A 24022-nucleotide genomic window follows, 5' to 3' on the forward strand; every position below is an offset into this window, starting at 1 on the left:
GCCCGGGCGCGACGTCAGGACACCGGCTCCAACCGCCACCACTGGAACGGCGAGTCGGTGTCCTCCCACTGCCGTACGGCCCCGCCGGCCTCCCGGGACCCGGCCGCGACCTCCAGGAACAGTCCGCTCACGAAGCTCACCAGCGCCACCGTCCCCGGCGACTGGAGGTCCTGCTCGATGACCCACTCCTGCGCGCCGAAGTTGTTCGGCTTCCACTGCTGGATCAGGGCGCCGTTCTCCGTGGACGCGTTCATGACGTCGAGTCGTTTGCCGCTGGCCGCGTTGACCAGGTGGTAGAGCCCGCCGCCGTTGGGCACGGCCGAGATGTGCCAGTGCTGCCCGGGCGTGCCGTCCTCGACCCCCTGCAGCATCTTCGCGCCGCTGCGGCCCGACCCCTCGGGCACTTCGAGCAGCAGCCCGCTCGCCACGTTCCGTACCCGGTAGACGCCCTCCTCGACGGGCCTCGGGGCACCACTCACCGCTCGCTCCTCTTCCCTGATGCGCGCCCGGCTCCTGGATACGCGCCCGACTCTTCCTACGCGCCGACGTGGAACTCCGCCGGGTCCGGCCCGATCCGGCGGTTCTCGTCGAGGGCGGTGATCGCGGCCAGGTCCTCCGGGTCGAGCTCGAAGTCGAAGACGGTGATGTTCTCGCGGATGCGCGAGGGGGTCACCGACTTCGGGATGACGACGTTCCCCACCTGAAGGTGCCAGCGCAGCACCACCTGGGCGGGCGTCCGCCCGTGCTTCCGCGCGATCGCCACGATCGCCGGGACCTCCAGGAGGCCCTTGCCCTGGCCGAGCGGCGACCACGCCTCCGTCGCGATGCCGTGCCGGGCGTGCGCCTCGCGCGAGGCCGTCTGCTGGAGCTGCGGGTGGAGCTCGATCTGGTTGACGGCCGGCACGACCGACGTCTCACCGATCAGCCGCTCCAGGTGTTCGGGAAGGAAGTTCGAGACGCCGATCGCCCTCGCCCGTCCGTCGGCGTGGATCTTCTCGAGGGCGCGGTACGTGTCGACGTACGCGTCCTTCGCCGGCAGCGGCCAGTGGATCAGGTACAGGTCGACGTGGTCGAGGCCCAGCTTGTCCAGCGAGGTGTCGAAGGCACGCATCGTCGTGTCGTACCCCTGCTCGCTGTTCCACACCTTGGTGGTGACGAACAGCTCCTCGCGGGGGATCCCCGAGGCGGCGACAGCCTGACCGGTGCCGCGCTCGTTCTGGTAGATCGCGGCGGTGTCGATCGAGCGGTAGCCGGCCTCCAGGGCGGTGGCCACGGCCGTCGCGGCCTCCTCGTCCGGCACCTGCCACACGCCGAAGCCGAGCTGCGGCATCCGCACGCCGTTGTTCAGGGCGATCGAGGGGACCTGGCCGGGGGTGCTGTCCGTGCTCACGTGGAGAGGATCCTTACGTCGTCGGGGCGTGCTCGTCATCGTGTCGAAGCACTTCCCCCGTTCAACGATCACGGGCCCTCCGGCATTCCATGCCGCCCCGCGTCACCCGTAGAGCGCCTCGACCTCCGCCGCGTACGCCCGCTCGATCGCCTTCCGCTTCAGCTTCAGCGACGGTGTCAGCAGCCCGTGCTCCTCGCTGAACGGATGCGCCAGGATCCGGAAGGTACGGATCGACTCGGCCTGCGAGACCAAGGTGTTGGCCGCCACCACGCCCCGCCGGATCTCCGTCTCCAGCGACGGGTCGCGCACCAGCTCGGCCGGCGAGAGCGGCGCCCGCCCCTGCATCGCGAGCCAGTGCTCCACCGCCTCCTGGTCGATCGTCACCAGCGCGGCGATGTACGGCCTGTCGTTGCCGACGACGATGCACTGGGCGATCAGCGGGTGCGCCCGCACCCGCTCCTCGAGACCCGTCGGTGCGACGCTCTTGCCGCCCGAGGTCACCAGGATCTCCTTCTTCCGCCCGGTGATCGTCAGATAGCCGTCGTCGTCGAGCGAGCCCAGGTCGCCGGTGGCCAGCCAGCCGTCGTTGAGGACGGCGGAGGTCGCCCGCGGATCGTTGAGGTAACCGGAGAAGACCTGCCCGCCGTGCAGCCACACCTCACCGTCCTCCGCGATGTGCACCGTCGTCCCGGGGACCGGCTGGCCGACCGTGCCGTACCGGGTCCGCTCGGGCGGGTTCGCCGTGGCGGCGGCGGACGATTCGGTCAGCCCGTACCCCTCGAAGACCGTGATCCCGGCGCCCGCGAAGAACAGCCCCTGCCGCCGGGCCATCGCCGAACCGCCCGACATCGCGTGCCGCATCCGCCCGCCCAGGGCGGCGCGGACCTTCCCGTACACCGTCTTCTCGAAGAACTGGTGCTGCACGCGCAGCGCGGCGGACGGCCCCGGGCCGAGCCCGAAGGCCTTCTGCTCCAGCGCCTCCGCGTACGCGACCGCCACCTCCACGGACTTGTCGAAGGGGGCCGCCCGCCCCTCGGTCTCCGCCTTGCGCCGGGCCGCGTGGAAGACCTTCTCGAAGACGTACGGGACGGCGAGGACGAAGCTCGGCCGGAAGGCCGCCAGGTCCGGGAGCAGCTCGGCTGCGGCCATCACGGGCTGGTGGCCCAGCTTCACACCGCCCCGGATCGCCGCCACCTCCACCATCCGCCCGAAGACGTGCGCCAGCGGCAGGAAGAGGAGGGTCGACGCCTGGTCCCCCGGCCGGGACCGGAAGACCGGTTCCCAGCGGCCGATCAGCATGTCCGACTCGAACATGAAGTTGGCGTGGGTGATCACGCAGCCCTTCGGGCGGCCCGTCGTCCCCGAGGTGTAGATGATCGTGGCCACCGACTCGGGCGTCACCGCGCGCCGGTGCCGCTGCACGACGTCCTCGTCGATCTCCGTCCCCGCCGCCGTCAGCTCGGCCACGGCACCCGCCCCCGAGTCCAGCTGCCACAGGCGCTGGAGCCGGGGGAGCCGGTCGATCACCGAACCGATCGTCATCGCGTGGTCCTCGTGCTCCACCACGCACGCCGTGACCTCGGCGTCGTGCAGCATCCAGAAGACCTGCTCGGCGGAGGACGTCGGATAGATCGGCACGGGCTGAGCGCCGAGCGTCCACAGCGCGAAGTCGAAGAGCGTCCACTCGTAGCGGGTACGGGACATGACCGCGACCCGGTCGCCGAACCGCACGCCCTGCGCGATCAGCCCCTTCGCGAGCCCGAGGACCTCGTCCCGGAAGCGCGCGGCCGTCACGTCCCGCCACACGCCGTCCGGGCCCTTGCGGCCGAGCGCGATCCGGTCCGGGTCGGCGAGGGCGTGATCGAAGACGGCGTCCGCCAGACCGCCGACCTGAGGCGCCGCCGCGACGGGCGGCACGGTGAACTCGCGCACTTGCCTGCTCCTCCCTCGTCGGCTCGTCGGCTCGATGGCTGAAAGGGACCGCTGTCGCGCTCCGTACGGCGCGGGTGACGGTACCCCACGGGCCTGCCCGGCGGGAGGGCCTTCACCAAGCCGGGACATTCCGCGTTCCTCCAGGTCAGGACGGGTAAGAGGGGCAAGTCGCGGGTGCGGCGGGCCCGTTGCAGACCGCTCGGTACGTCCGTCCGGCGTGAATCTCCACGGAATCTGTACCCCCTGCGCACGGGAGGGCGGCACGGAGACGGTGTGGCCGGTCCTCGCGGGCGGTTCGGGGCGCCCCGGCGCGGGCGGGGGCGGTGGTCCGGCGCGGCAGGGTGCAGTGGTTCAGCGCGGGCGAGTGCGGTGGTCCGGCGCGGGCGGTTCGGGCGGCTCAGCGCGGCCGGTGCAGACGGCTCAGCGTGGTCGGTGCAGGCGGTCGCCGCCCGCCAGGATCGCCTCCGCCAGCGCGTCCGCCGCCTCCTGTGTCGCCCCGCCCCGCCGCCCCCGCAGCAGGACGAAGCCGACCTCGCCCAGCTCCGGGAGCCCCGCGCGGGCCGGCACCGGGGCGAGCCCCTCCGGCACCAGGCCCCGGGTGTGGGCCATCACGCCGAGCCCGGCCCGGGCCGCCGCGACGTTCGCGCTCAGGCTGGAACTCGTACACGCGATCCGCCAGGCCCGGCCCTGCGCCTGCAACGCCTCCAACGCGCGCGCCCGCGTGATGCCCGGCGGCGGGAACAGGATGAGCGGCACCGGCCGGTCCGGTTCGATCCGCAGCCCCGGCGCCCCGATCCAGATCAGGGAGTCCTGCCAGACGAGCCGCCCCTCGCTCTGCTCTCCCTCCTCGCCGCGCCGCTTCGCCAGGATCAGATCGAGCCGGCCGGCCGCGAGCCGGTCCTGGAGGGTCCCCGACAGCTCGACCGTCAGCTCCAGGTCGACCTCGGGATGCTCGCGCCGGAAGGACTCCAGGATCTCCGGCAGCCGGGTCGTCACGAAGTCCTCCGACGCTCCGAAACGCAGCCGCCCCCGCAGCCGCGTCCCGCCGAACCAGGCCGCCGCACGCTCGTGCGCCTGCAGGATCGCGCGCGCGAAACCGAGCATCGCCTCGCCGTCCTCGGTCAGCTCCACGCTGTGCGTGTCGCGCGAGAAGAGCGGCCGCCCCGTCGCCTCCTCGAGCCGCCGGACGTGCTGGCTGACCGTCGACTGCCGCACCCCGAGCCGACGCGCGGCCTGCGTGAAGCTGAGCGTCTGGGCCACGGCGAGGAAGGTGCGCAACTGCGTGGGTTCGTACACAGGACGACGGTAAGCCCTGTCATCACGGATCGCGATGACAGTCAGAGTGCTGTACGGGATTCCCGATCACCGCTCCCTGGACCAGGATGGAAGCGCACCCCGCACTCCACAGAGCTGAAGCCCATGACCCCCCGCACCGCTCGCGCCATCCCCCGCCGCGTCCCCAGCCCGCCGTCCTGGTTCCCCGTCGACGGGTTCGTCCTGGCGCTGCTTGGCACGGTCGGGCTCGCGGCGCTCCTGCCCGCCTCCGGGGCCGCCGCCACCCTCGCGGAGGGTGCGTCGACCGGGGCGGTGGCGCTGCTCTTCTTCCTCTACGGAGCCCGGCTCTCCACCCGCGAGGCACTCGACGGCCTCCGGCACTGGCGGCTCCACCTCACCGTCCTCGGCTGCACCTTCCTCCTCTTCCCGCTCCTCGGGCTCGCCGCGCGGGGCCTCGTGCCCACCGTGCTGACCCCGCAGCTCTACAGCGGGCTGCTCTTCCTCTGCCTGGTGCCCTCCACCATCCAGTCCTCCATCGCCTTCACCTCGATCGCCCGGGGAAACGTGCCCGCCGCGATCTGCGCCGGCTCCTTCTCCTCGCTGGCGGGCATCGTGCTGACCCCGCTCCTCGCGGCCCTGCTCCTCGGCGGCACCACCGTCGGCCTCTCCGCCGACGGCATCCTGAAGATCGTGCTCCAGCTCCTCGTGCCCTTCCTGGCCGGCCAGTTCCTGCGCCGCTGGGTGGGCGGCTTCCTCGTCCGCCACAAGAAGGTGCTCGGGTACGTCGACCGGGGCTCCATCCTGCTCGTCGTCTACACCGCTTTCAGCCAGGGCATGGTCGCCGGCATCTGGCACCTGGTGACCCCGGGCCGGCTCGGGCTGCTCCTCGCCGTCGAGGCCGTCCTGCTCGCCGTGATGCTGGCGCTGACCTGGTACGGGGGAAAGCGGCTCGGCTTCGACCGGGCCGACCGCGTCGCCGTCCAGTTCGCCGGCTCGAAGAAGAGCCTGGCGGCCGGACTGCCGATGGCCAGCGTCCTCTTCGGCGCGCACGCCTCGCTCGCCGTACTCCCGCTGATGCTCTTCCACCAGATGCAGCTGATGGTCTGCGCGGTCATCGCGAAGCGCCGCTCCAGGGACCCGGAGGCACTGCGGGCCCCGGCCCAGGAGACATCGCAGACCCCGCTCCCGGCCCCCTCCCCGGCGTCGGCCCCGTCCTCGGACGCCGTCTCCCACGCCGCCCCCGCCCCCGTCGGCCGGATCACACCCCCACCCGCCCCGCGATGATCATCCGGGCCGCTACGGTGCTCCCATGCCCTCACTCGATCCCGGCCGCACCGCGCTCGTCCTCGTCGACCTGATGGAGCGCATCGTCGCGCTGCCCCTCGCCCCCCGCCCCGGCACCGACGTCCTCGCCGCCGCCGCCCGGCTCGCCGACACCTTCCGGGACGCCGGAGCACCCGTCGTCCACATCCGTGTCGAGCGGCCGAACGTCGCTGCCCAGCCGGCCGGCAGCGAACTCGTCCCCGACCTCGTCGAGGCAGGCGACCCCGTCGTCGTCAAGCGCACCATCGGCGGGTTCCACGACACCGGACTCCACGAGCTGCTCACCGGCCTCGGCGTCACGACCCTCGTCCTCGGCGGCATCGCCACCAACCTCGGCGTCGAGTCCACCGCCCGCGCCGCCTGCGACCTCGGCTACGACCTCGTCTTCGCCGAGGACGCCATGACCGCGCTCACCGCGGACGAGCACCGGGCCTCCGTCGACCTGGACTTCCCCCGCCTCGGCACGGTCGCCGCCGCCTCCGGGATCACCCTGGAAGGCCGCCGGTGACACCCGTCCCGATACGGTACGGGGCTCGCCCCTGCTCCCTCGTCGTCTGCCGGGGCTGCTGCTGCGGCGACGCCCGCAAGAACCCCGGCACCGACCACGCCGGCCAGCTCGCCCGGCTCCGCGAGGCCGCCGCCGCCTCCGGCGGTCGACTGGCCGTCCGTACGAGCGACTGCCTCGGCCCCTGCGCCCAGGCCAACATCGTCGTCGTCCAGCCCTCCACCGAGGGCCGCCGCCGCGGCGGCCGGGCCGCCTGGATCGGCTTCACCCTGGACGAGGACTGCCTCGACGACATCCTCGCCTGGACGGCGGCCGGCGGCCCCGGCATCGCGAAGCCCCCGGCGACCCTCACCCTCCAGATGATCGACCCGCCGAAGAACTGACCGCCGCCGTCCCTACAGGACGATCCGGTGCTCGCCGGCGTACACGTTCATGTCCGGCCCGCGCAGGAAGCCGACCAGCGTCAGACCCGTCTCGGCCGCCAGGTCCACGGCGAGCGAGGACGGCGCGGACACCGCCGCGAGCACCGGGATCCCCGCCATCACCGCCTTCTGCGCCAGCTCGAACGAGGCCCGACCCGACACCAGCAGCACCACTCGCTCCAAGGGCAGCAGCCCTTCCCGCAGCGCCCGCCCCACCAGCTTGTCCACGGCGTTGTGGCGGCCCACGTCCTCCCGTACGTCGAGCAGCTCGCCGTCCTCCGTGAACAGCGCCGCCGCGTGCAGCCCGCCGGTCGAGTCGAAGACCCGCTGCGCCGCCCGCAGCCGGTCGGGCAGCACGGACAGCAGCGCGGGAGTGAGCCGTACGGGGGGAGTGTCGGCGATCGGGAAGCGCGCCGTGGTGCGCACCGCGTCCAGGCTGGCCTTCCCGCACAGCCCGCACGAGGACGTCGTGTAGACGTTCCGCTCCAGACTGATGTCGGGGACGACCACGCCCGGCGCCAGCTGGACGTCCACCACGTTGTACGTGTTGCGGCCGTCGTCCGTCGCCCCGGCGCAGTACACGATGTTCCGTACGTCCGACGCGGCGGCGAGGACGCCCTCGCTGACGAGGAAGCCCGCCGCGAGCGCGAAGTCGTCGCCCGGCGTGCGCATGGTGATCGCGATCGGCCGGCCGTTCAGCCGGATCTCCAGCGGCTCCTCGGCCACCAGGGTGTCGGGCCGCGTGTTCACCGCCTCGCCGCGGATCCGCATGACACGCCGCCGCTCGGTGACCCGTCCCATCGTGATCGCACCCGATTCTCTCGCGCGGAAGGCCGTGGGGCCGCGAAATCGCGGCGCAACCGGCCCTGACGAGGGTCATTCTCCGCCACAGGGGCCCGTGCTCCACCACGGGCCTTGTCATGGTCGGCCAAGCACTACGAGCGAATGTTGGTGGTTTACGTGTCCTGTTACCGGTGAGTCGCTGGCAAGACTGGGGGGTCCTGCCGGATGAACGAACCACCGAGGGGGTCCCGGTATGACGGGCACTCGCATTGCAGCGCTCGGGCACTACCAGCCCGCCAAGGTGCTCACCAACCACGACCTCGCGAAACTGGTCGACACCGACGATGCCTGGATCACCAGCCGGGTCGGCATCCGCACCCGGCACGTCGCCGGGCCGGACGAGCCCGTCGACGAGCTCGCCGCGCACGCCGCGGGCAAGGCCCTGGCGTCCGCCGGACTCACCCCGGACGACATCGACCTGGTCCTCGTCGCCACCTCCACGGCGATCGACCGCTCGCCGAACACGGCGGCCCGCGTCGCCGCCCGCCTCGGCATGACCTCGCCCGCCACCATGGACCTGAACGTGGTCTGCGCGGGCTTCACGCACGCCCTGGCCACCGCCGACCACGCCGTACGGGCGGGGGGCGCGCGCCGGGTCCTGGTGATCGGCGCCGACAAGATGACCGAGGTGTGCGACTGGACGGACCGCACCACGTGCGTCCTCGTCGGCGACGGCGCGGGCGCCGCGATCGTCGAGGCCGTGGAGGACGAGGAAGCGGGGGACGCGCCCGGCATCGGCCCGGTCCTCTGGGGATCCGTCCCGGAGATGGGCAACGCCGTCCGTATCGAGGGCACCCCGCCGCGCTTCGCCCAGGAGGGCCAGACCGTCTACCGCTGGGCCACGCAGCAGCTGCCGGCGCTCGCCCGCAAGGCCTGCGAGCGGTCGGGCATCGCGCCCGAGGAGCTCGCGGGCGTGGTGCTGCACCAGGCCAACCTGCGGATCATCGAACCGCTCGCCGCGAAGATCGGCGCCGTCAACGCGATCGTCGCCCGTGACGTCGTGAACTCCGGCAACACCTCCGCCGCCTCGATCCCGCTGGCCCTGGCCAAGCTCGTCGAGCAGGGCGAGCTGCCCTCCGGCGCCCCGGTCCTGCTCTTCGGCTTCGGCGGCAACCTCTCGTACGCGGGTCAGGTCATCCGGGTTCCCTGACCGGCGCGCACGGCAGCGCGAACGGAGGCCCGGGCGTGAACGGCCCGGACGAGGCCGGGGCGTGGGCGACGGGGTCGGCCGTGCCCCGTTCGGCGGAGCCCGGTGGCGGCGCGCCGGGGGCGGACCTAGCTTCGATCGGGGTGAGGGTCGATCCAGCACCGGGTGCGGAAACGTTCCGCCTCCGCCCTCTCGCCTGATCCGGAGGACCGCCATGCGCGCGATACGTGCCGCTTCCGCCGCCCTGCTCGCCTCCGCGGCCCTGGGGCTCGCCGTCGTGCCCACCGCCCTGGCCGCCGGGAACGACGGGAACGAACAGAACATCACGTCGTTCGGCTTCTCCGTCACGCCCGTGACAGTCGTCCCGGGCGGCACCGTCACCCTCACCTCCGACGGCTGCGAGGTCCCGTCCGTGACCGTGACGTCGGGCGTCTTCGACACGGTCACCCTGAGCGAGGGCCGCTCGGGCACCGCCACCGTCGACCTCGCGGCCAAGGCCGGCGCCCGCTACGAGATCACCTTCGACTGCAAGGGCGAGCGCGGCACCACGGCCCTCACCGTCGTCGCGCCCACGGGCGCCCACAAGGGCGTGAAGGCCGGCTTCGGCTCGGAGGCCGGTGCCGTCGACGGGGGCCTCGGCACCGCCGAACTGGTCACCGGTGCCCTCCTGATCGCCGGGGCACTGGGTGCCGCCGTCGTCCTGATCCGCCGCCGCGGCACCGCCGGCGCCTGAGACCGCCCCTCCGCCCCGGTATGACGAGGTCCGGGACGGAGGGGCACCAACCACGCGGGGCGGAGACGGAGGGGCCCATGACGCACGGAGCCGGGACCCGTGGCGCCTGGGGCGTCATCGCCATCCTCCTCCTGGTCGGAGTGCACCTCGTGCGCGGCGGCGTGGCGGAGCTCCGCGCCGAAGGGCCCCCGCAGCCCCTCGCCGCGGCCGCCCCCGCCGGGCCCCGGGCAGCCGACGCGGGGCCCGCCCCCGCCTCCGTACCCGATCCGCTGCCCGCCTCGCTGCCCGTCCGGGTGCGGGTCCCGGCCGTCCGTGTCGACGCGCCCGTCACGGACGTCGGCCTCGACGCGGACGGCTGGATCGAGGCGCCGCCGCCCGAGGACGACCACCTCACGGGCTGGTTCACCGGCGCGGTCACCCCCGGCGAGCGGGGCACCGCCGTCGTCGTCGGCCATGTCGACACCCCGAGCGGCCGGGCCGTCTTCTACGACCTCGGGGCCCTCGGCAAGGGCCAGCGCGTCGAGATCGACCGCCGCGACGGCCGGACCGCCGTCTTCTCCGTGTACGGGATCGAGGTCGTCCCCAAGGAGGGCTTCCCCGCCGAGCGGGTCTACGGCGACTCCGGCCGCCCCGAGCTGCGGCTCATCACCTGCGGCGGGGCCTTCACACGGGAGACCGGATACGAGGGCAACGTGGTGGTCTCGGCCCGCCTCGTCGAGGTCCGCCGAGCTCCCGCGCCGACCTGACGGACTCCCCGGTACGCATTGGCCTGGACCGCGTCATGGTCGTCAAGGTGACTGTCACGGAGCCGGCGTCGGGGGGCGTCGCGCTTCCGTCTCACCCCTCCGCGCCGTCGTGGCGAAACGTGCGCGGAGGGGGACGGATCCCCAAGGGGTTCGGACAATTCGACTGGATCAAGGAAAATCGGGCCGCCCACCCCACTGACCACGGAAAACGCTGGTGAGGGGCGCCTCGAACCCCTGGTAGAGTTATCTCTGTCGCCGCGAGGGAAACCCCGAAGCGACAGACACCTTGTCCGGGTGGCGGAATGGCAGACGCGCTAGCTTGAGGTGCTAGTGCCCTTTATCGGGCGTGGGGGTTCAAGTCCCCCCTCGGACACCAAGAAGAAGTGCCGGTCGATCTCGAATCGACCGGCACTTCTCGTTTTCCCAGGTGAGGCGGGCTGCGCCTATCCTGAGGGAGTGAGCGAGAACATTCCCCCCTGTCCCCAGTGCTCCAGCGAGTACACCTACGAGATGAACAATCTGGTGGTGTGCCCGGAGTGCGGCCACGAGTGGGTTCCGGCCGCCGACGGTGCGAGCGCCACGGAAACCGCCGGTGAGCGTGTCATCAAGGACGCCGTGGGCAATGTGCTGAACGACGGTGACACCGTCACCGTGGTGAAGGCCCTCAAGGTCAAGGGCAACCCGTCGGGCATCAAGGCCGGCACCAAGGTGCGCAACATCCGCCTGGTCGACGGCGTCGACGGCCACGACATCGACTGCCGCATCGACGGCTTCGGCGCCATGCAGCTCAAGTCCAGCGTGGTCAAGAAGGCCTGAGGCGAGGTGCCGTGACGCCACCGCGGCACGGAGTGACGGCTCGCCGAGCGGGGCGTCTCCACCCGTTCTAGGCTGGTGTGATCGCGCGTCGCGGGTCGAGCGGCGGAGGCACCCCATGGTGGACGGAAGCACTCCCGGACGGCACTCCCAGGGTGGCGGCGAACCGCCGGCGGGTCCGCCCTCCGGGCCCCTGAACGCGGCGACCCCGCCGGACCCCCCACCGCCCCCGCGCTCGGGGCACCGGACGCTGCTCCTCGCCCTCGTCGGCGGGATCGTGCTCGTCCTCGGCGTCCTCGGCGTCCTCGCCGGGACGGGCGCCTTCGAAAGCCGAGCGCGGGGCGGGGGAGACGCCACCGAATCGCCAGGACCTGCCGTACCCCAGGCGGCCACCCCCACCCCCTCCGGGCGGAGTCCCGGCACGACCGCGCCCGTCCCCGACGCCTCCGCCGGAGTGCACGCCTTCGGGGAGACGCAGCGGTACGGGGACGGTGTCGAGGTCAGCGTCTCCGCGCCCGTCCGGTTCACGCCGTCCGAAGTCTCCGCCGGTCACAAGGCGGGGGCGACGGCGGTCATCGTGGAGGTCGCCGTGCGCAACGGGACCGACGCGCGGATCGAACTCGTGACGGTGCAGGTCTCGGCCAGGGACGGCGACGGGCGGGAGGCGAAGCGGGTCTTCGACCCGGAGTCCGACGTGATGTCCGGGCTGTCGGGGGCCCTGCTGCCCGGACGGAAGGCCGTGGCGGCCTACGGGTTCGATCTGCCGGCCGGGAAGGCCGCCGTCCTCGACGTCGAGGTGCGGGTCGGCTTCGACCGGCCCTCCGCCTTCTGGTTCGGCAAGCTCCCCTGACCGGGGCGCCGGGTCAGCTCACCGGACGTTTCCGGGCCACCACCAGGCGGCAGCGGGGGCTGCCGTCGTCGAGGCGGCCGAGGGACTCGACGGGGGTCAGCGACACGTCGAAGCCCGTGTCCTCCAGGCGGGTGCGGACGTCCGCGAGGCGGAAGGTCCGGTAGTACATGACGAACCGCGGGCTCCAGAGCGCGTTCCGGACGCGCATCGCGGCGTCGAAGCCCCACAGCGTCCAGTAGAGGCGCGAGCCGACCCGGGGCGGGGCCGGGAGCGGGAAGGCGAAGGTGCCGCCGGGGCGGAGCGAGGCGTGGACCTGGGCGAAGAGGGCGCGCTGGGCGTCCGGGACGAAGTGGCCGAAGGCGCCGAAGCTGACGGCCAGGTCGAAGACCGGGGCGAACGGCAGGGCCAGGGCGTCGGCGCGGACCAGGGTCGCCGTGGGGTGGGTGTCGCGGGCCCGGGTCAGCATGCCCGTACTGAAGTCGACGCCCGTGACGCGGCCCGCGCAGACGGAGCGGAGGACGCCGAGCCCGGCGCCGGTGCCGCAGCAGACGTCGAGACCCGAGTCGAAGGGGCCGAGCTCCTCCAGGGTGTCGGCCACCGCGGTGAGGAGACGGTCGGAGGTGCGGAAGGGGGTCGCGTCGAACTTCTCCGCGAGGAGGTCGTAGCCGTGCTCCACCGAGGAGAGGGCCTGGACGGTCAGCTCGCGGAGGCTGGGACCCTGCGGGGTGAACATGGTCCCGAGCCTATGCGGTCACGGCCCTCCGCGTCAGAGCGCGCTGCGCACGGGGGGCGCCGGGGGCGTGGACCAGGCCGGGGCGATTCCCGTCAGCTGGCAGACCAGCAGGTAGAGGGGGATCGGCGGGGTGTACGGGGAGGTGCCGTCGGGGTGGTGGACGAGGCGCGGGCCGCGGTCCGGGACCTCGGCACCGGTGGCGTAGCACGCGGGCAGCGGCCAGGTGAGGTCCAGGTCGGAGCCGGCCGGGACCAGCCACCACCACCAGTCGGTGTCGGCGTAGACGCAGCCCTTGGCGGGGAGGCGGGAGAGGATCTTGAAGCCGAAGCGGGCGGGGACGCCGACGGCGTCGAAGCCGAGGCCCGCGCGCAGGCCCACGGGGACGGCCAGCCGGGTCGCGCCGAGTTCCGCGGCGTCGAGGGTGCCGGAGCCGGGTGAGGTCGAGCCGATCGTCCTGGAGTGGGGTGCCTTCGCCTGGGGGCCCCGGAGGTCGGAGGCGCCGCGCTGCCTCGGGACGGTGGGGTTCTCCGGCGCCTTGCGGGCCGACCGGGGGATCAGCAGGGTGGCCATCGACCTCAGCACGGTTCCCCCATACCGTGGGCCAGCTCCGCCCAGACGATCTGCGCCGTGCCGTGCCCGGTGCGGTCGGCGCCCCAGGCGCTGCACAGCGCGTCGACTATGAGGAGTCCGCGGCCGCGTTCCTCCTCGCCGCAGTCACGCATCCGCGGTCCCGCCGGGCCGCCCTCGTCCCGTACCGCTATGCGCATCGTGTCCTCGCCCTCGCGGAGTTCGCAGAGCACGCGGTCGCTCGCGGTGTGCACCACGGCGTTGGTGACGAGTTCGGAGACGACCAGGGCGACCGTGTCGCGTATCTCGGGGCCGCAGCCCCAGATGATGAGCCGCTCCTCCGCGAGCCGACGGGCGCGCGCCACCGAGGCGGTCAGGGCCGGGAGCTCGAAGGCGAAGCGACGGACGGTGTCGGTAGGGGTATCGGTCTGGGGCTGCGGGCGCTGGGCCATGACTCGAGGGCTCATGAGACCTGAAGGCTGCGCGTTACCAGAAGCCACGACCGGTTCCTCACAACAGTGGGCAGGACTGCCGTACGGCGCTGCTCACGTGGCCCGAGGGCGCACGACGGCAGCGTGTACTGGTTCACCGGAACACTGTCCTCCTGACTCGGACACTTGGCAAGTGGCACTCTGAAAATTGCAGAGTGCCGTGTTCTCTCTGACCCGCCTTCGTGGCACACTCATCGAAACAGTGCGTCGGGGAGGTCTGAGAGTGAGCGAGCCACGGTCCGCCCCCACGGTGGGACAGGTCGTTCTCGGCAGGCGCCTGCAGGATCTGCGCGAGCGTGCCGGCCTGAAGAGGGAAGAGGCCGCCAAGGTCCTCCGGGTGGCCCCGGCCACCGTCCGGCGCATGGAGACGGCCGAGGTCGCGCTGAAGGTCCCGTACGTCCAACTCCTGCTCAAGGAGTACGGGATCCCGGACTCCGAGGCGGAGGCGTTCGTCGCCCTCACGGAGGAGGCCAACCTCCCGGGCTGGTGGCAGCGGTTCCACGACGTACTGCCGGGCTGGTTCTCCATGTACGTGAGCCTGGAGGGGGCCGCCGGTCTGATCCGGGCGTACGAACCCCAGTTCATCCCCGGTCTCCTGCAGACCGAGGCCTACGCCCGAGCCATTCTGCGCAGCGGGGCGGTCGGTGGCGGCAGCGATGCCGGCAAGGACGAGGACGCCGAGCGGCATGTAGCCCTACGGATGGAGCGCCAGTCCCTGCTGACCAGGGAGGACGCCCCGAAGTTCTGGGTGATCATGGACGAGACGGTGTTCCGCCGACCGGTCGGTGACGGGCCCGAAGTGATGCGCGACCAGCTCGACCGGCTGCTCGAAGCGTCCGAGCTGCCGAACGTCACCCTGCAGATCGCGGAGTTCGCGTCCGGCCACCACCCCGGCACCTACGGACCGTTCGTCCTCTTCCGCTTCGCCATGCCCGAACTCCCGGACATGGTCTACAGCGAGTACCTGACCGGCGCCGTCTATCTCGACGCGCGCCCCGAGGTGGCATCCCACCTGGAGGTCATGGACCGCATGGCGGCTCAGGCCGCGACTGCACAACGCACGAAGGAGATCCTCCGGGATCTCCGCAAGGAGCTGTGAATGGATCGCATATACAACGGCATGCCCGCCGCTGAGCTCGGTGCCGACGGTTGGCACAAGCCCTGGAGCGGCGGGAACGGGGGCAACTGCGTGGAGGCCATGAAGCTGGCCGACGGCAGAGTCGCCGTGCGACAGTCCGCAGACCCTGAAGGACCCGCGCTCATCTACACCCACGGGGAGATCGCCGCTTTCATCCAGGGGGCCAAATCCGGTCAGGCTGACTTTCTGCTCACCTGACCCTTCCGCCCGGCCCGTACCGTCGCGTAACTCTTGCTGTAGCGCCACCCGTTCGTTCCGACCAGGAGAGCCGATGACCCAGGACCCCGCATCCGTACGGATCGACACCAGCAAGCCGCATCCCGCGCGCATGTACGACTGGTTCCTGGGCGGCAAGGACAACTACCCGGTCGACGAGGAGATGGCGAAGCAGCTGCTCACCGTCGACGCCCGGGGCCGGGACATGGCCCGCGTCAACCGGGCCTTCATGCACCGCGCCATCCGCTGGCTCAGCGCCCGCGGCGTCCGCCAGTACCTGGACGTCGGTACGGGCATCCCGACCGAGCCCAACCTGCACCAGATCGCGCAGGGGGCCGCGCCGGAGTCCCGCATCGTCTACTGCGACTACGACCCGATCGTGCTCGCGCACGCGGCCGCCCTGCTGCGCTCGACCCCGGAAGGGGCCACCGAGTACATCCAGGCGGACGCCCGCGACCCCGAGACCATCCTCGAAAGGGCCGGGAAGGTCCTTGACTTCGACAAGCCCATCGCGCTGTCGATGCTCGCCCTGCTGCACTTCGTCGGGGACGAGGACGGCGCCTACGAGCTGGTCGGCAAGCTCGTCGAGCAGCTCGCACCGGGCAGCTATCTCGTCCTTTCCCATGTCACCGGGGACTTCGACCCCGAGGGCGCGGCGAAGGCGAGTGCCATGTACAAGGCCCGCGGGCTGACCCTGCGGCCGCGCTCGCGCGACGAGCTGGCCGCGTTCTTCGAGGGCCTGGAGTTCGTCGAGCCGGGCGTCTCGCTCACCGCCGAGTGGCACCCGGAGCTGGGCGAGCCCGTCCCGGTCCAGGGCGACGACCCCATTCCGGGGTGGGCCGCCGTGGCCCGCAAGCCCTGACCCGTCACGAGAAGCGCGAGAAGGCCCGCGGACCCTCCGGTCCGCGGGCCTTCGCCGTACGAGGGGGCACGGCCGCCCCGCTCCACTGCCCCGTCTACCGCCCCGGTTCGACCAGCGTCACCCGGAAGCTCCGCGCCGCGCTCACGTTGCCGGCGGCGTCGATCGTGCGGTACTCGACCGTGTGCGTGCCGTAGTCCGGAGTGGCGTCGTCCCACGGCACCGCCCGGCTCCTGCCCAGCTTCCCGTACACGAGGTCGTCGATCACGGTGCCGCTCGGCGAGAAGCGGAACGGCGCGTCCGCGTCCGTCGGCCAGCCGTAGTACGTGTACCAGCCGTCGCCGTTCACCCGGAACTGGCTGACGACGGCACCCTGTTGGTCGTCCCGCGCGGTCAGCCGCATCGTGAACGGCCCGTCGTAGACGTATTCGACGGGGAGACCGGGGCGCCGCACCGTGCGCAGCGGATCGGACAGGTCGTACGAGGACGTGGCCGGACGCGCGTCCACCGTCCAGCTCAACTCCTCGTCCGTGCCCGGGATGCGGGCCGTCAGGGTGTGCGTCCCCGGCGTCAGGTCGAGCGAACCCAGGTCCAGGTCACGGTCGTTGCGGCCGGACGGGTGGACGGGGCGTCCGTCGAGGCGCCAGTGCACGGCGGGCGTCCGGTCCGTCGGGTGGGTGGTGTCCGCGTGGACGACGCTCCGGGCGCCGACCGGGTCCCCGACCGGGGTGTGCCCGGTGAACGCGGGCTCCACCGCTTCCTCCCGGGTGGCGAGCGCGGTGTCCACCGTCCACGCGACCGTGCGGGTGAGCGCCGTCGAGGCGCGGACCGCCGGGTCGCGCACGAAGGGCGTCGGATCGGTGACCGTGGCCGTGAGCGTGTGCGTGCCGGGGGAGAGGTCCAGGTTCCGCGGGTCGACCGAGCGCGCGCCGCGGGTGGTCAGGGTCCGCCCGTCCAGTCGCCAGGTCACGGCGAGCGCACCGCCGACGGGGTGCAGCGTGTCCACCCACACGATCCGGTCCGCCCCGATCGGCGCGCCGTTCGGCGTGTGGTCCTGGACCAGGTTCACCTTCGCGGAGATCGCCCGGACCATCACCTCGCGCTCCACCTGGTCGAAGGCGTAGCCGAGGGTCTTCATCAGGGAGTGGCGGCTCGGGCGCCACACGCCCTTCGTGCTGTACAGGCCGCCCTCGTGGCGGCCGATGACCCCGCCCGACTCGCTCTCCTCGCCGAGCCAGCGCCACCACTTGGCCCGCTGCTCCCGCATCCGGTCCTCCGTCAGGAGGGTGTGGTGCGTGGAGCTCGGCTCCGGTCCGGAGTAGGCCCCGCCCGGGACGCCTCGCCCGTAGTAGTCGTACTCGTCCTGGAGGCCGCCGAGCGAGTGGCCTATCTCGTGCGGGGTGATGAGGGACGAGAGCGCGTTGCCACCGGAGGCCGTGGCGTAACTCCCGCCCGCCCCGCCGTAGGTGGAGCTGTGGGCGAGGGCGACGATCTGCCGGTTGGCCCGGCTCGTACCCGGGACGAGATCGGCGAGCGCGCCGGCCTTCCCGCTGTCGACGGTCAGCAGTCGCTGCACGCTGTTCGGGTTGCAGCCGCCCCAGAAGCCCATGCCGAGCGCGGTGTCGCGGGCGGGGGCGGTCAGGCCGGGGTCGCAGTCCACGCCGGACTCGGCCGAAGGGACCTCCACCGCCCATACGTTGACGTACGAGCGGTACGAGGCGAAGGGCTCGATGCTCCACAGCGTGTTCAGGTGCCGTTCGAGGTCCGCCCGGAAGGCCGGCATCTCCGCGGCCGTGTAACCGTCGCCCATGAACACCAGGTTGAACCGCCGGTCCGCCGGTCCCGTCGTCTGGACGGGAACGACCACCGGACCGTCGGTGCCCGTCGGGGTCCCGGCGGCCGCCGGTCCCATGCCCACGAGTCCGGCGGCCAGCAGACAGACCGCGACGAGGCGGGCCAGGCCTCTCCGTGCTCCCTTACGACGCTGTGAGGTCATGGGGCGCGAGCCTAGGCCGCGCCCCCGGCCCCGTAAAGATGTTCGTCAGTCGTACTGTTCCACGACGACGCGTGAACGCTCCGCGTCGGTTCAGCGCCGGAGGTAGGCCAGACCGGCGTGTTCCGCCGTGTAGTTCTCCACGAGTCGGCGGGCCACCGCGACCGAGTCGACCAGCGGATGCAGCGCGAAGGCCTTCACCGCCGTCGCCCGCGAGCCGCTCTCCACCGCCGAGAGCACCTCCCGCTCCACCGCCTTCACGGCGGTCACGAGACCGACGGCGTGGTACGGCAGCGGGGCCACCGACACCGGGTGGGCGCCGTTGGCGTCCACGAAGCAGGGCACCTCGATCACCGCGTCCGCGTCGAGCGCGGCCAGTGTGGAGCCGTTGCGCACGTTGAGGATCAGCGTGGCCCGCTCGTTCCGCGCGACCGCCCGCATGAGAGCGAGGGCCACCTTCTCGTAGCCGCCCGACTCCAGGTCCTCCTCGGCGCGTTCACCGATCCCGGCGGCCTCCCGGTTGGCCGCCATGTAGGTGGCCTCGCGGTCGGCGAGCGTCCGGTGCCAGGTGGCCAGGGCGGGGGTGTCGGGCTTGTCCATCTCCTCGTAGAAACCGGCCTGTTGGTCGCGGAGATAGGCTCCACGGGTCCGCTCGGCGGTCCGGTAGGCGTGGACGGCCTCCCGGTTGAAGTAGTAGTAGTGCAGGTACTCGTTGGGGACGGCCCCGAGCGTGCGCAGCCACTCCGGTCCGAAGAGCCTGCCCTCCTCGAAGGAGCCGAGTGCCTCGTCGTCGGCGAGCAGCCGGGGGAGTTCGTCGCGGCCGTCGATCCGCAGCCCCCGCAGCCACCCCAGGTGGTTGAGGCCCACGTAGTCGATCCACGCCTCGTCCGGGCGCGCGCCGAGGATGCGGGCGACCCGGCGCCCCAGGCCGACGGGGGAGTCGCAGATGCCGATGACCCGGTCGCCGAGGATCCGCGACATGGCCTCGGTGACGAGCCCGGCGGGGTTGGTGAAGTTGATGACCCAGGCGTCCGGGGCGAGTTCGGCGATCCGGCGGGCGATGCGCTCCGCGACGGGCACGGTACGCAGGCCGTACGCGATCCCGCCCGCCCCGACGGTCTCCTGGCCGAGCACGCCCTCGGCGAGCGCGATCCGCTCGTCGGCGGCTCTGCCCTCCAGGCCGCCGACCCGGATCGCGGAGAACACGAAGTCGGCCCCGCGCAGCGCCTCGTCCAGATCCGTCGTCGCGGTCACCTCGGGCGCGTCGGGTACCCCTTCGCCCTGCTCCGCGAGGACCCGGGTGACGGCCGAGAGCCGGCCGGCGTCGAGGTCGTACAGCGTGACGTGGGTGACCCGCCCCTCGGCGTGGTCGCCGAGGAGGGCGCCGTACACCAGCGGCACCCGGAATCCGCCGCCTCCGAGAATCGTCAGTCTCATGTGCGTACGCTACTCGGGCGCACCCGTTGAGCAGCGGGATTCCGGGCGGGCGTCCACGGAGGGGTCCACATGCCGGGCGTTGTCGCGCGGTCGTGCGGAGGGCCGTGGCGGGGGAGGCGGTGGGGGAGAATGACCGCATGTCCCGACGCAAGACCCGCCCCCGTACGTCCCCCGCCGCCGCCCCGGTCGTGACGGCGGACTCCCCCTGCCCCTGCGGCCTCGCCGCCTCGTACGGCGTGTGTTGTGGACGCTTCCACAGCGGTACGGCGGGCACGGCGCCGACGGCGGAGCTGCTGATGCGCTCCCGCTACAGCGCCTTCGTCGTCCGCGACGAGGCGTACCTGCTGCACACCTGGGCGCCGGAGACCCGCCCCGGCGAGGTCGACTTCGACCCGGCGCTGCGCTGGACCGGCCTGGAGATCCAGGGGACCACCGACGGCACCGCCTTCCACCAGCACGGCACCGTCACCTTCACGGCGAGCTACGTCCATGAGGGCGAGCCCGGCGCGATGAGCGAGCGGAGCCGTTTCGCCCGCCACGAGGGCGCCTGGGTGTACGTGGACGGCGACGTCACCGCGTAACGGACAGGGCCCGGTCGTTCCGGTTGCGTCCCGTCGGGAGCCCGGTCGCGAGGTCCTCGGCGACGAACTTCTTGGCGATGGCGTCCGTCGCGACCCGCAGCTCGGGACCGCTCGGCCGGCCGCGCTCCTGCTCGATGCTGTCGGAGAGCCAGTCGCCCCACGCCCGGGTGATGACCCCGGCCTCGCGCTCGCCCGCCGGGGTGTGCGAGAGCAGATTGCCGTCCCTGGTGAGGAAGCCCTCGTCGACCATCCGGTCGAAGACCGGCAGGAGCACCTCGGGCGGCACCCGCCGCCCGGCCGCGATCAGACCCAGGCTCGCGTGTCCGACGGTGCGGGTGAAGAGCTCGACCTGCATCACCGCCCAGGCTCCGGCCGTGTCGAGCCGGGTGTCGGAGGCGGCGACGATCCGCCGGGCGGTGTCGAGGTCGATACGGCGCAGGAGCCGGCCGACGGAGAGTTCGAGCAGCTTCGCCGAGTCACCGGACGAGGTGGGGGAGGCGAAGCCCTCGCCCATGTCGGGCGCGGCGGCGCGCGCCGCGTCCCGGAGCGTGACCTGCTTGAGGAAGAGGGCCACGACGAAGCCGATCGCGGCGACCGGCACCGTCCAGAGGAAGACGGTGTGGAGGGTGTCCGCGTAGGCGTTCACGATCGGCTCGGCGACCTCGTCGGGCAGACCGTGCAACCCGGCGGGGCTCTGCGCGGCCTGGGCAAGACCCGTCGGGTCGATGCCGAGGCTCTCGGCGACGGCCGCCGCCTCGCCGACCCCCGCCGTGAGGTTGGGCTTGAGGGAGTTGACGTAGATCGTGCCGAAGACGGCCGTCCCGAAGGAGCTGCCGAGCGTACGGAAGAAGGTGACGCCGGAGGTCGCGGTGCCGAGGTCGGCGTACTCGACGGTGTTCTGCACGGCGATGGTCAGGACCTGCATGCACAGGCCGATGCCGACGCCGAGCACGAACATGTAGAGCGACTCGAGCCAGGTGCTGGTGTCCGGCCCCATGAGGGAGAGCAGATAGAGGCCGACGCCCATCACCAGACAGCCGACGATCGGGAAGATCCGGTAGTGGCCCGTCTTGCTGACCACGTTGCCGCTGAAGATCGAGGCGATGAGCAGGCCGACGACCATGGGGAGGGTGCGGATGCCCGACATGGTGGCCGAGTCCCCGTCGACGTACTGGAGATAGGTCGGCAGGAAGGTCATCGCGCCGAGCATGGCGAAGCCGACGACGAAGCTCAGTACGGAGCAGACGGTGAAGACCGGATTGGCGAACAGCCGCATGGGCAGCATGGGTTCGGCCGCTCTGGTCTCCACCCAGCAGAACAGGCCGAGGGAGACGAAGCCGCCGACGAAGAGCCCGATGATGACGCCGGAGGTCCACGCGTACTCGTTGCCGCCCCAACTGGTCGCCAGGATCAGGGCGCTGGAACCGGCGGCGACGAAGGCGATACCGGCGTAGTCGATGACCGGGCGGCTCGCGGAGCGTACGGAGGGGATCGTGCGGGCGGCGGCGATCACGACCAGGATCGCGATGGGGACGTTGACGTAGAAGGCCCAGCGCCAGCTCAGGTGGTCGGTGAACAGACCGCCGAGGAGCGGGCCGATCACGGTGGAGACGCCGAACACGGCGCCGATGGCGCCCTGGTACTTGCCGCGTTCGCGCAGCGGGATCACATCGGCGATGAGCGCCATCGAGGTGACCATGAGGCCGCCGGCGCCGATTCCCTGGAGACCGCGCCAGACGATCAGGAGCGTCATGTTCGTGGCGAGTCCGCAGAGGAACGAGCCGGTGATGAAGACGATCGCCGAGATCTGGAAGATCACCTTGCGGCCGAAGAGGTCGCCGAACTTGCCGACGAGGACGGTCGCGACCGTCTCGGCGAGCAGGTAGGCGGTGACCACCCACGACATATGGGCGGCGCCACCGAGATCGGAGACGATCGTGGGCAGGGCGGTGCCGACGATCGTCTGGTCGAGGGCGGCGAGGAGGACGCCCAGCATGATCGTGCCGAAGACGATGTTGCGGCGGCGCTTGTCGAGCACGGGTGGCTCGGTGGCGGCCGGGGGCGCGGGCACTGCGTCGCTGGTCGTGGTCACCTTCGCAGCGTCACATCGCCACCGCACTCGTGCATGGGGGGTACGGCCGAACAGGTGTACTTGTACGGGCCCTGGCCGGTCCTGGCCGGTCCGGGCCGGAACGGCGCCGGACCCTCGGCGCGCCTCAGGGGGTGACGGGCAGCTGCGGGTGGTGCTTGGCGAGGATCTTGTTGGCCCGCGCCAGAGCCGCGAGGGCGTGCTCGCGGTCCGCCCGGTCCTCCGCGCACAGCGGCCCACGGAACCGGTACACCTCGCGCGCCGCGCAGTCCGCGTCGACCTCCGCCTGGAGGACGTGCAGCGGAAGACAGGAGCCGATCAGTGCGGCAACGCTGTCGGGGATCGGGACGGGGACGAGGGGTGAGGGCGACGCGATCACGGGGCAGTCCTTGTGGGTGCGGGGAGGGTGCGGAGTGTCTCCTCCTCCATACGTACCGGATCGCGGTCCGGGTTCCGGTACGGGGTCGTCGCGACGGAGCGACGACGAGCGCCGGTCGGGGGCTCCACGCGCCGTGAAGGCGGTCGGCGGGGGCACGGGAAGGGCGCGGGCGACGGGAGCCGGCGGAGGCGTTCCCGCAGGTACGAGGCCGGTCGGCCGTCCCGCCCGCCGAGCCGCCCCACCGAGTCGCTCGCACGTTCGTCGAACGTGTTCTCGGTCGCGGGGGATCGGGGGCAGGCCGGGCGCCCGGCAAATGTGAAGCATCTCACTCGCGTCTCCGACGGCTTCCTTCCTCGCGGGATCCGTGCCTGATCTTCGCGGAGGAACTGCGCGTGATCGGCGTGAGGATCCACGCGAAGGCCGGCGTGAGGATCCACGCGAAGGCCGCGTGAGGAGCTACGCAAGGTCCACGCGAAGGCCTACGTGAGGATCTGGGCCAGGTCGTACGAGACGGGCTCGTCCAGCTGCCCGTAGCCGCAGGACTCCGGCGTCCGGTCCGGGCGCCACCGCTTGAACTGGGCCGTGTGCCGGAAGCGGTCGCCCTCCATGTGGTCGTATCCGACCTCGCAGACCCGCTCCGGCCGCAGCGCCACCCACGACAGGTCCTTCTTGCCCGACCAGCGGCTCGGCGCACCCGGCAGCCGCGCCCCCTCGTGGGCGGACTCGTCCGTCCAGGCGGCCCACGGATGCCCGTCCGGCGGATCCATGCGCAGCGGTTCCAGCTCCTCGACGAGCTCGGCGCGCCGGGCGGCGGTGAAGGCCGCGCACACGCCGACGTGCTGGAGGGCGCCCTCGTCGTCGTACAGGCCGAGCAGCAGCGATCCGATCACCGGCCCGCTCTTGTGGAAGCGGTAGCCGGCCACCACCACGTCGGCCGTCCGCTCGTGCTTGATCTTGTACATGAGGCGGGCGTCCGGCCGGTACGGCAGGTCGAGCGGTTTGGCGATCACCCCGTCGAGCCCCGCGCCCTCGTACTCCTCGAACCAGCGGGCGGCGAGTTCGACGTCCCGGGTCGCGGCCGCCAGATGGACCGGCGCGTCGACCCCGTCGAGAGCCCGCTCCAGGGCCGCCCGCCGCTCGCTCAGGGGTACGTCGAGCAGCGACTCGTCCCCGAGGGCCAGCAGGTCGAAGGCGACGAACCGCGCCGGCGTGGTCTCCGCGAGCATCCGGACCCGTGAGTCGGCCGGATGGATCCGCTCGCTGAGCCGGTCGAAGTCGAGACGGCCCCCGTGCTCGATCACGATCTCGCCGTCGACCACGCACCGTTCCGGCAGCCGGGCCGCGAGCGCCTCCACCAGCTCGGGGAAGTAGCGGGTCAGCGGCTTGCCCGTACGGCTGCCGATGACGACCTCCGGTCCGTCCCGGTGGACGATCGCGCGGAAGCCGTCCCACTTCGCCTCGTACTGCATCCCCGGCGGAATCTTCTTCACGGCCTTGGCGAGCATCGGCTTCACGGGCGGCATCACCGGCAGGTCCATGGGTGAGATTGTCCGGTATGCG

General features: G+C 72.2%; 25 protein-coding genes and 1 tRNA gene. 13 read left to right on the forward strand and 13 right to left on the reverse strand.

Translation table 11 applies throughout. The features are described from left to right. Positions 1 to 14: 14 nt before the first annotated feature. The 4 genes from OG580_RS30020 to OG580_RS30035 all read right to left on the reverse strand — a co-directional run bounded on the left by OG580_RS30020 (position 15) and on the right by OG580_RS30035 (position 4618). On the reverse strand, positions 15 to 479 hold the full coding sequence (locus OG580_RS30020) for an RICIN domain-containing protein (RefSeq protein WP_267046774.1): 465 nt from the start codon (positions 477 to 479) through the stop codon (positions 15 to 17). Between the two features lie 56 nt (positions 480 to 535). After that, complete coding sequence (locus OG580_RS30025) at positions 536 to 1330, reverse strand: aldo/keto reductase (protein ID WP_267048183.1); 795 nt, start codon at positions 1328 to 1330, stop codon at positions 536 to 538. Between the two features lie 162 nt (positions 1331 to 1492). Beyond that, positions 1493 to 3322: a long-chain fatty acid--CoA ligase gene (locus tag OG580_RS30030; RefSeq protein WP_267046775.1), complete on the reverse strand. Its 1830-nt coding sequence runs from the start codon at positions 3320 to 3322 to the stop codon at positions 1493 to 1495. 420 nt (positions 3323 to 3742) lie between these two features. Next, positions 3743 to 4618 carry a LysR substrate-binding domain-containing protein gene (locus OG580_RS30035; protein ID WP_267046776.1) on the reverse strand — a complete coding sequence of 292 codons (876 nt, stop codon included), beginning with the start codon at positions 4616 to 4618 and terminating at the stop codon, positions 3743 to 3745. A 123-nt stretch (positions 4619 to 4741) separates the two neighbouring features. Here OG580_RS30035 and OG580_RS30040 point away from each other — a divergent pair, with 123 nt between their 5' ends. Genes OG580_RS30040 through OG580_RS30050 form a run of 3 tightly spaced genes read left to right on the forward strand, consistent with a single transcriptional unit; the run spans position 4742 to position 6808 of the window. After that, positions 4742 to 5881 (forward strand): bile acid:sodium symporter family protein, encoded by a 1140-nt coding sequence (locus OG580_RS30040; protein ID WP_267046777.1) that lies wholly within the window; start codon positions 4742 to 4744, stop codon positions 5879 to 5881. A 25-nt stretch (positions 5882 to 5906) separates the two neighbouring features. Next, positions 5907 to 6428 (forward strand): isochorismatase family protein, encoded by a 522-nt coding sequence (locus tag OG580_RS30045; RefSeq protein WP_267046778.1) that lies wholly within the window; start codon positions 5907 to 5909, stop codon positions 6426 to 6428. After that, complete coding sequence (locus tag OG580_RS30050; protein ID WP_267046779.1) at positions 6425 to 6808, forward strand: (2Fe-2S) ferredoxin domain-containing protein; 384 nt, start codon at positions 6425 to 6427, stop codon at positions 6806 to 6808. Before OG580_RS30045 ends, OG580_RS30050 begins: the two co-directional genes overlap by 4 nt. A 12-nt stretch (positions 6809 to 6820) precedes the next feature. Here OG580_RS30050 and fdhD read toward each other — a convergent pair whose 3' ends face one another. Beyond that, a complete protein-coding gene (fdhD, locus tag OG580_RS30055) occupies positions 6821 to 7648 on the reverse strand; it encodes a formate dehydrogenase accessory sulfurtransferase FdhD (protein WP_267046780.1) in 828 nt (275 codons plus the stop codon). A gap of 235 nt (positions 7649 to 7883) precedes the next feature. Here fdhD and OG580_RS30060 point away from each other — a divergent pair, with 235 nt between their 5' ends. The 6 genes from OG580_RS30060 to OG580_RS30085 all read left to right on the forward strand — a co-directional run bounded on the left by OG580_RS30060 (position 7884) and on the right by OG580_RS30085 (position 11979). Continuing rightward, entirely contained in the window at positions 7884 to 8840 is a 957-nt protein-coding gene (locus tag OG580_RS30060; RefSeq protein ID WP_267046781.1) for a beta-ketoacyl-ACP synthase III, read from the forward strand. A 211-nt stretch (positions 8841 to 9051) separates the two neighbouring features. After that, complete coding sequence (locus tag OG580_RS30065; protein ID WP_267046782.1) at positions 9052 to 9570, forward strand: hypothetical protein; 519 nt, start codon at positions 9052 to 9054, stop codon at positions 9568 to 9570. A 77-nt stretch (positions 9571 to 9647) separates the two neighbouring features. Continuing rightward, positions 9648 to 10316, forward strand: a complete 669-nt coding sequence (locus tag OG580_RS30070) for a class F sortase (protein ID WP_267046783.1) — start codon at positions 9648 to 9650, stop codon at positions 10314 to 10316. 288 nt (positions 10317 to 10604) lie between these two features. Further along, a tRNA-Leu gene (locus OG580_RS30075) sits at positions 10605 to 10692 on the forward strand. Positions 10693 to 10772: 80 nt separating this feature from the next. Continuing rightward, positions 10773 to 11132: a zinc ribbon domain-containing protein YjdM gene (locus OG580_RS30080; RefSeq protein ID WP_267046784.1), complete on the forward strand. Its 360-nt coding sequence runs from the start codon at positions 10773 to 10775 to the stop codon at positions 11130 to 11132. A gap of 115 nt (positions 11133 to 11247) precedes the next feature. Further along, positions 11248 to 11979: a DUF4352 domain-containing protein gene (locus OG580_RS30085; protein WP_267046785.1), complete on the forward strand. Its 732-nt coding sequence runs from the start codon at positions 11248 to 11250 to the stop codon at positions 11977 to 11979. 13 nt (positions 11980 to 11992) lie between these two features. Here OG580_RS30085 and OG580_RS30090 read toward each other — a convergent pair whose 3' ends face one another. Genes OG580_RS30090 through OG580_RS30100 form a run of 3 tightly spaced genes read right to left on the reverse strand, consistent with a single transcriptional unit; the run spans position 11993 to position 13746 of the window. Then, positions 11993 to 12712 (reverse strand): class I SAM-dependent methyltransferase, encoded by a 720-nt coding sequence (locus tag OG580_RS30090; RefSeq protein WP_267046786.1) that lies wholly within the window; start codon positions 12710 to 12712, stop codon positions 11993 to 11995. Between the two features lie 33 nt (positions 12713 to 12745). Then, positions 12746 to 13282, reverse strand: a complete 537-nt coding sequence (locus OG580_RS30095) for a hypothetical protein (RefSeq protein WP_267048184.1) — start codon at positions 13280 to 13282, stop codon at positions 12746 to 12748. A 5-nt stretch (positions 13283 to 13287) separates the two neighbouring features. Further along, positions 13288 to 13746 (reverse strand): ATP-binding protein, encoded by a 459-nt coding sequence (locus tag OG580_RS30100; RefSeq protein ID WP_267046787.1) that lies wholly within the window; start codon positions 13744 to 13746, stop codon positions 13288 to 13290. 247 nt (positions 13747 to 13993) lie between these two features. Between OG580_RS30100 and OG580_RS30105 the strand changes: the two genes are divergently transcribed. From OG580_RS30105 to OG580_RS30115, 3 genes are all read left to right on the forward strand, one after another. Beyond that, entirely contained in the window at positions 13994 to 14869 is an 876-nt protein-coding gene (locus OG580_RS30105) for a helix-turn-helix transcriptional regulator (protein ID WP_267046788.1), read from the forward strand. Beyond that, positions 14870 to 15106 (forward strand): DUF397 domain-containing protein, encoded by a 237-nt coding sequence (locus tag OG580_RS30110; RefSeq protein WP_055640502.1) that lies wholly within the window; start codon positions 14870 to 14872, stop codon positions 15104 to 15106. 73 nt (positions 15107 to 15179) lie between these two features. Continuing rightward, entirely contained in the window at positions 15180 to 15986 is an 807-nt protein-coding gene (locus OG580_RS30115) for an SAM-dependent methyltransferase (protein ID WP_267046789.1), read from the forward strand. A gap of 94 nt (positions 15987 to 16080) precedes the next feature. On the opposite strand, the gene OG580_RS30120 is transcribed toward OG580_RS30115, so the two are convergent. Further along, complete coding sequence (locus OG580_RS30120) at positions 16081 to 17979, reverse strand: M64 family metallopeptidase (protein ID WP_267046790.1); 1899 nt, start codon at positions 17977 to 17979, stop codon at positions 16081 to 16083. 90 nt (positions 17980 to 18069) lie between these two features. Further along, entirely contained in the window at positions 18070 to 19413 is a 1344-nt protein-coding gene (locus tag OG580_RS30125; RefSeq protein WP_267046791.1) for a 6-phospho-beta-glucosidase, read from the reverse strand. Positions 19414 to 19550: 137 nt separating this feature from the next. On the opposite strand from OG580_RS30125, the gene OG580_RS30130 reads away from it, so the two are divergent. Next, positions 19551 to 19994, forward strand: a complete 444-nt coding sequence (locus OG580_RS30130; RefSeq protein WP_267046792.1) for a YchJ family protein — start codon at positions 19551 to 19553, stop codon at positions 19992 to 19994. On the opposite strand, the gene OG580_RS30135 is transcribed toward OG580_RS30130, so the two are convergent. From OG580_RS30135 to OG580_RS30145, 3 genes are all read right to left on the reverse strand, one after another. Then, positions 19984 to 22086, reverse strand: coding sequence for an MDR family MFS transporter (locus OG580_RS30135; RefSeq protein WP_267046793.1), 2103 nt, complete (start codon positions 22084 to 22086; stop codon positions 19984 to 19986). The genes OG580_RS30130 and OG580_RS30135 overlap by 11 nt on opposite strands. A 124-nt stretch (positions 22087 to 22210) precedes the next feature. Further along, complete coding sequence (locus OG580_RS30140) at positions 22211 to 22462, reverse strand: hypothetical protein (protein ID WP_267046794.1); 252 nt, start codon at positions 22460 to 22462, stop codon at positions 22211 to 22213. A gap of 479 nt (positions 22463 to 22941) precedes the next feature. Continuing rightward, positions 22942 to 24000 (reverse strand): ATP-dependent DNA ligase, encoded by a 1059-nt coding sequence (locus OG580_RS30145; RefSeq protein WP_267046795.1) that lies wholly within the window; start codon positions 23998 to 24000, stop codon positions 22942 to 22944. Between the last annotated feature and the right edge of the window lie 22 nt (positions 24001 to 24022).

This window comes from Streptomyces sp. NBC_00094 (assembly GCF_026343125.1).
Lineage (GTDB): Bacteria > Actinomycetota > Actinomycetes > Streptomycetales > Streptomycetaceae > Streptomyces.

Excerpts from the sequence above, each read along its gene's own strand:
- OG580_RS30025 (WP_267048183.1), bottom strand. The coding sequence starts at position 1,330 with ATGCCGCAGCTCGGCTTCGGCGTGTGGCAGGTGCCGGACGAGGAGGCC.
- OG580_RS30040 (WP_267046777.1), top strand. The coding sequence starts at position 4,742 with ATGACCCCCCGCACCGCTCGCGCCATCCCCCGCCGCGTCCCCAGCCCG.
- OG580_RS30045 (WP_267046778.1), top strand. The coding sequence starts at position 5,907 with ATGCCCTCACTCGATCCCGGCCGCACCGCGCTCGTCCTCGTCGACCTG.
- fdhD (WP_267046780.1), bottom strand. The coding sequence starts at position 7,648 with ATGGGACGGGTCACCGAGCGGCGGCGTGTCATGCGGATCCGCGGCGAG.
- OG580_RS30060 (WP_267046781.1), top strand. The coding sequence starts at position 7,884 with ATGACGGGCACTCGCATTGCAGCGCTCGGGCACTACCAGCCCGCCAAG.
- OG580_RS30065 (WP_267046782.1), top strand. The coding sequence starts at position 9,052 with ATGCGCGCGATACGTGCCGCTTCCGCCGCCCTGCTCGCCTCCGCGGCC.
- OG580_RS30070 (WP_267046783.1), top strand. The coding sequence starts at position 9,648 with ATGACGCACGGAGCCGGGACCCGTGGCGCCTGGGGCGTCATCGCCATC.
- OG580_RS30085 (WP_267046785.1), top strand. The coding sequence starts at position 11,248 with ATGGTGGACGGAAGCACTCCCGGACGGCACTCCCAGGGTGGCGGCGAA.
- OG580_RS30090 (WP_267046786.1), bottom strand. The coding sequence starts at position 12,712 with ATGTTCACCCCGCAGGGTCCCAGCCTCCGCGAGCTGACCGTCCAGGCC.
- OG580_RS30095 (WP_267048184.1), bottom strand. The coding sequence starts at position 13,282 with ATGGCCACCCTGCTGATCCCCCGGTCGGCCCGCAAGGCGCCGGAGAAC.
- OG580_RS30100 (WP_267046787.1), bottom strand. The coding sequence starts at position 13,746 with ATGAGCCCTCGAGTCATGGCCCAGCGCCCGCAGCCCCAGACCGATACC.
- OG580_RS30110 (WP_055640502.1), top strand. The coding sequence starts at position 14,870 with ATGGATCGCATATACAACGGCATGCCCGCCGCTGAGCTCGGTGCCGAC.
- OG580_RS30115 (WP_267046789.1), top strand. The coding sequence starts at position 15,180 with ATGACCCAGGACCCCGCATCCGTACGGATCGACACCAGCAAGCCGCAT.
- OG580_RS30120 (WP_267046790.1), bottom strand. The coding sequence starts at position 17,979 with ATGACCTCACAGCGTCGTAAGGGAGCACGGAGAGGCCTGGCCCGCCTC.
- OG580_RS30125 (WP_267046791.1), bottom strand. The coding sequence starts at position 19,413 with ATGAGACTGACGATTCTCGGAGGCGGCGGATTCCGGGTGCCGCTGGTG.
- OG580_RS30130 (WP_267046792.1), top strand. The coding sequence starts at position 19,551 with ATGTCCCGACGCAAGACCCGCCCCCGTACGTCCCCCGCCGCCGCCCCG.
- OG580_RS30145 (WP_267046795.1), bottom strand. The coding sequence starts at position 24,000 with ATGGACCTGCCGGTGATGCCGCCCGTGAAGCCGATGCTCGCCAAGGCC.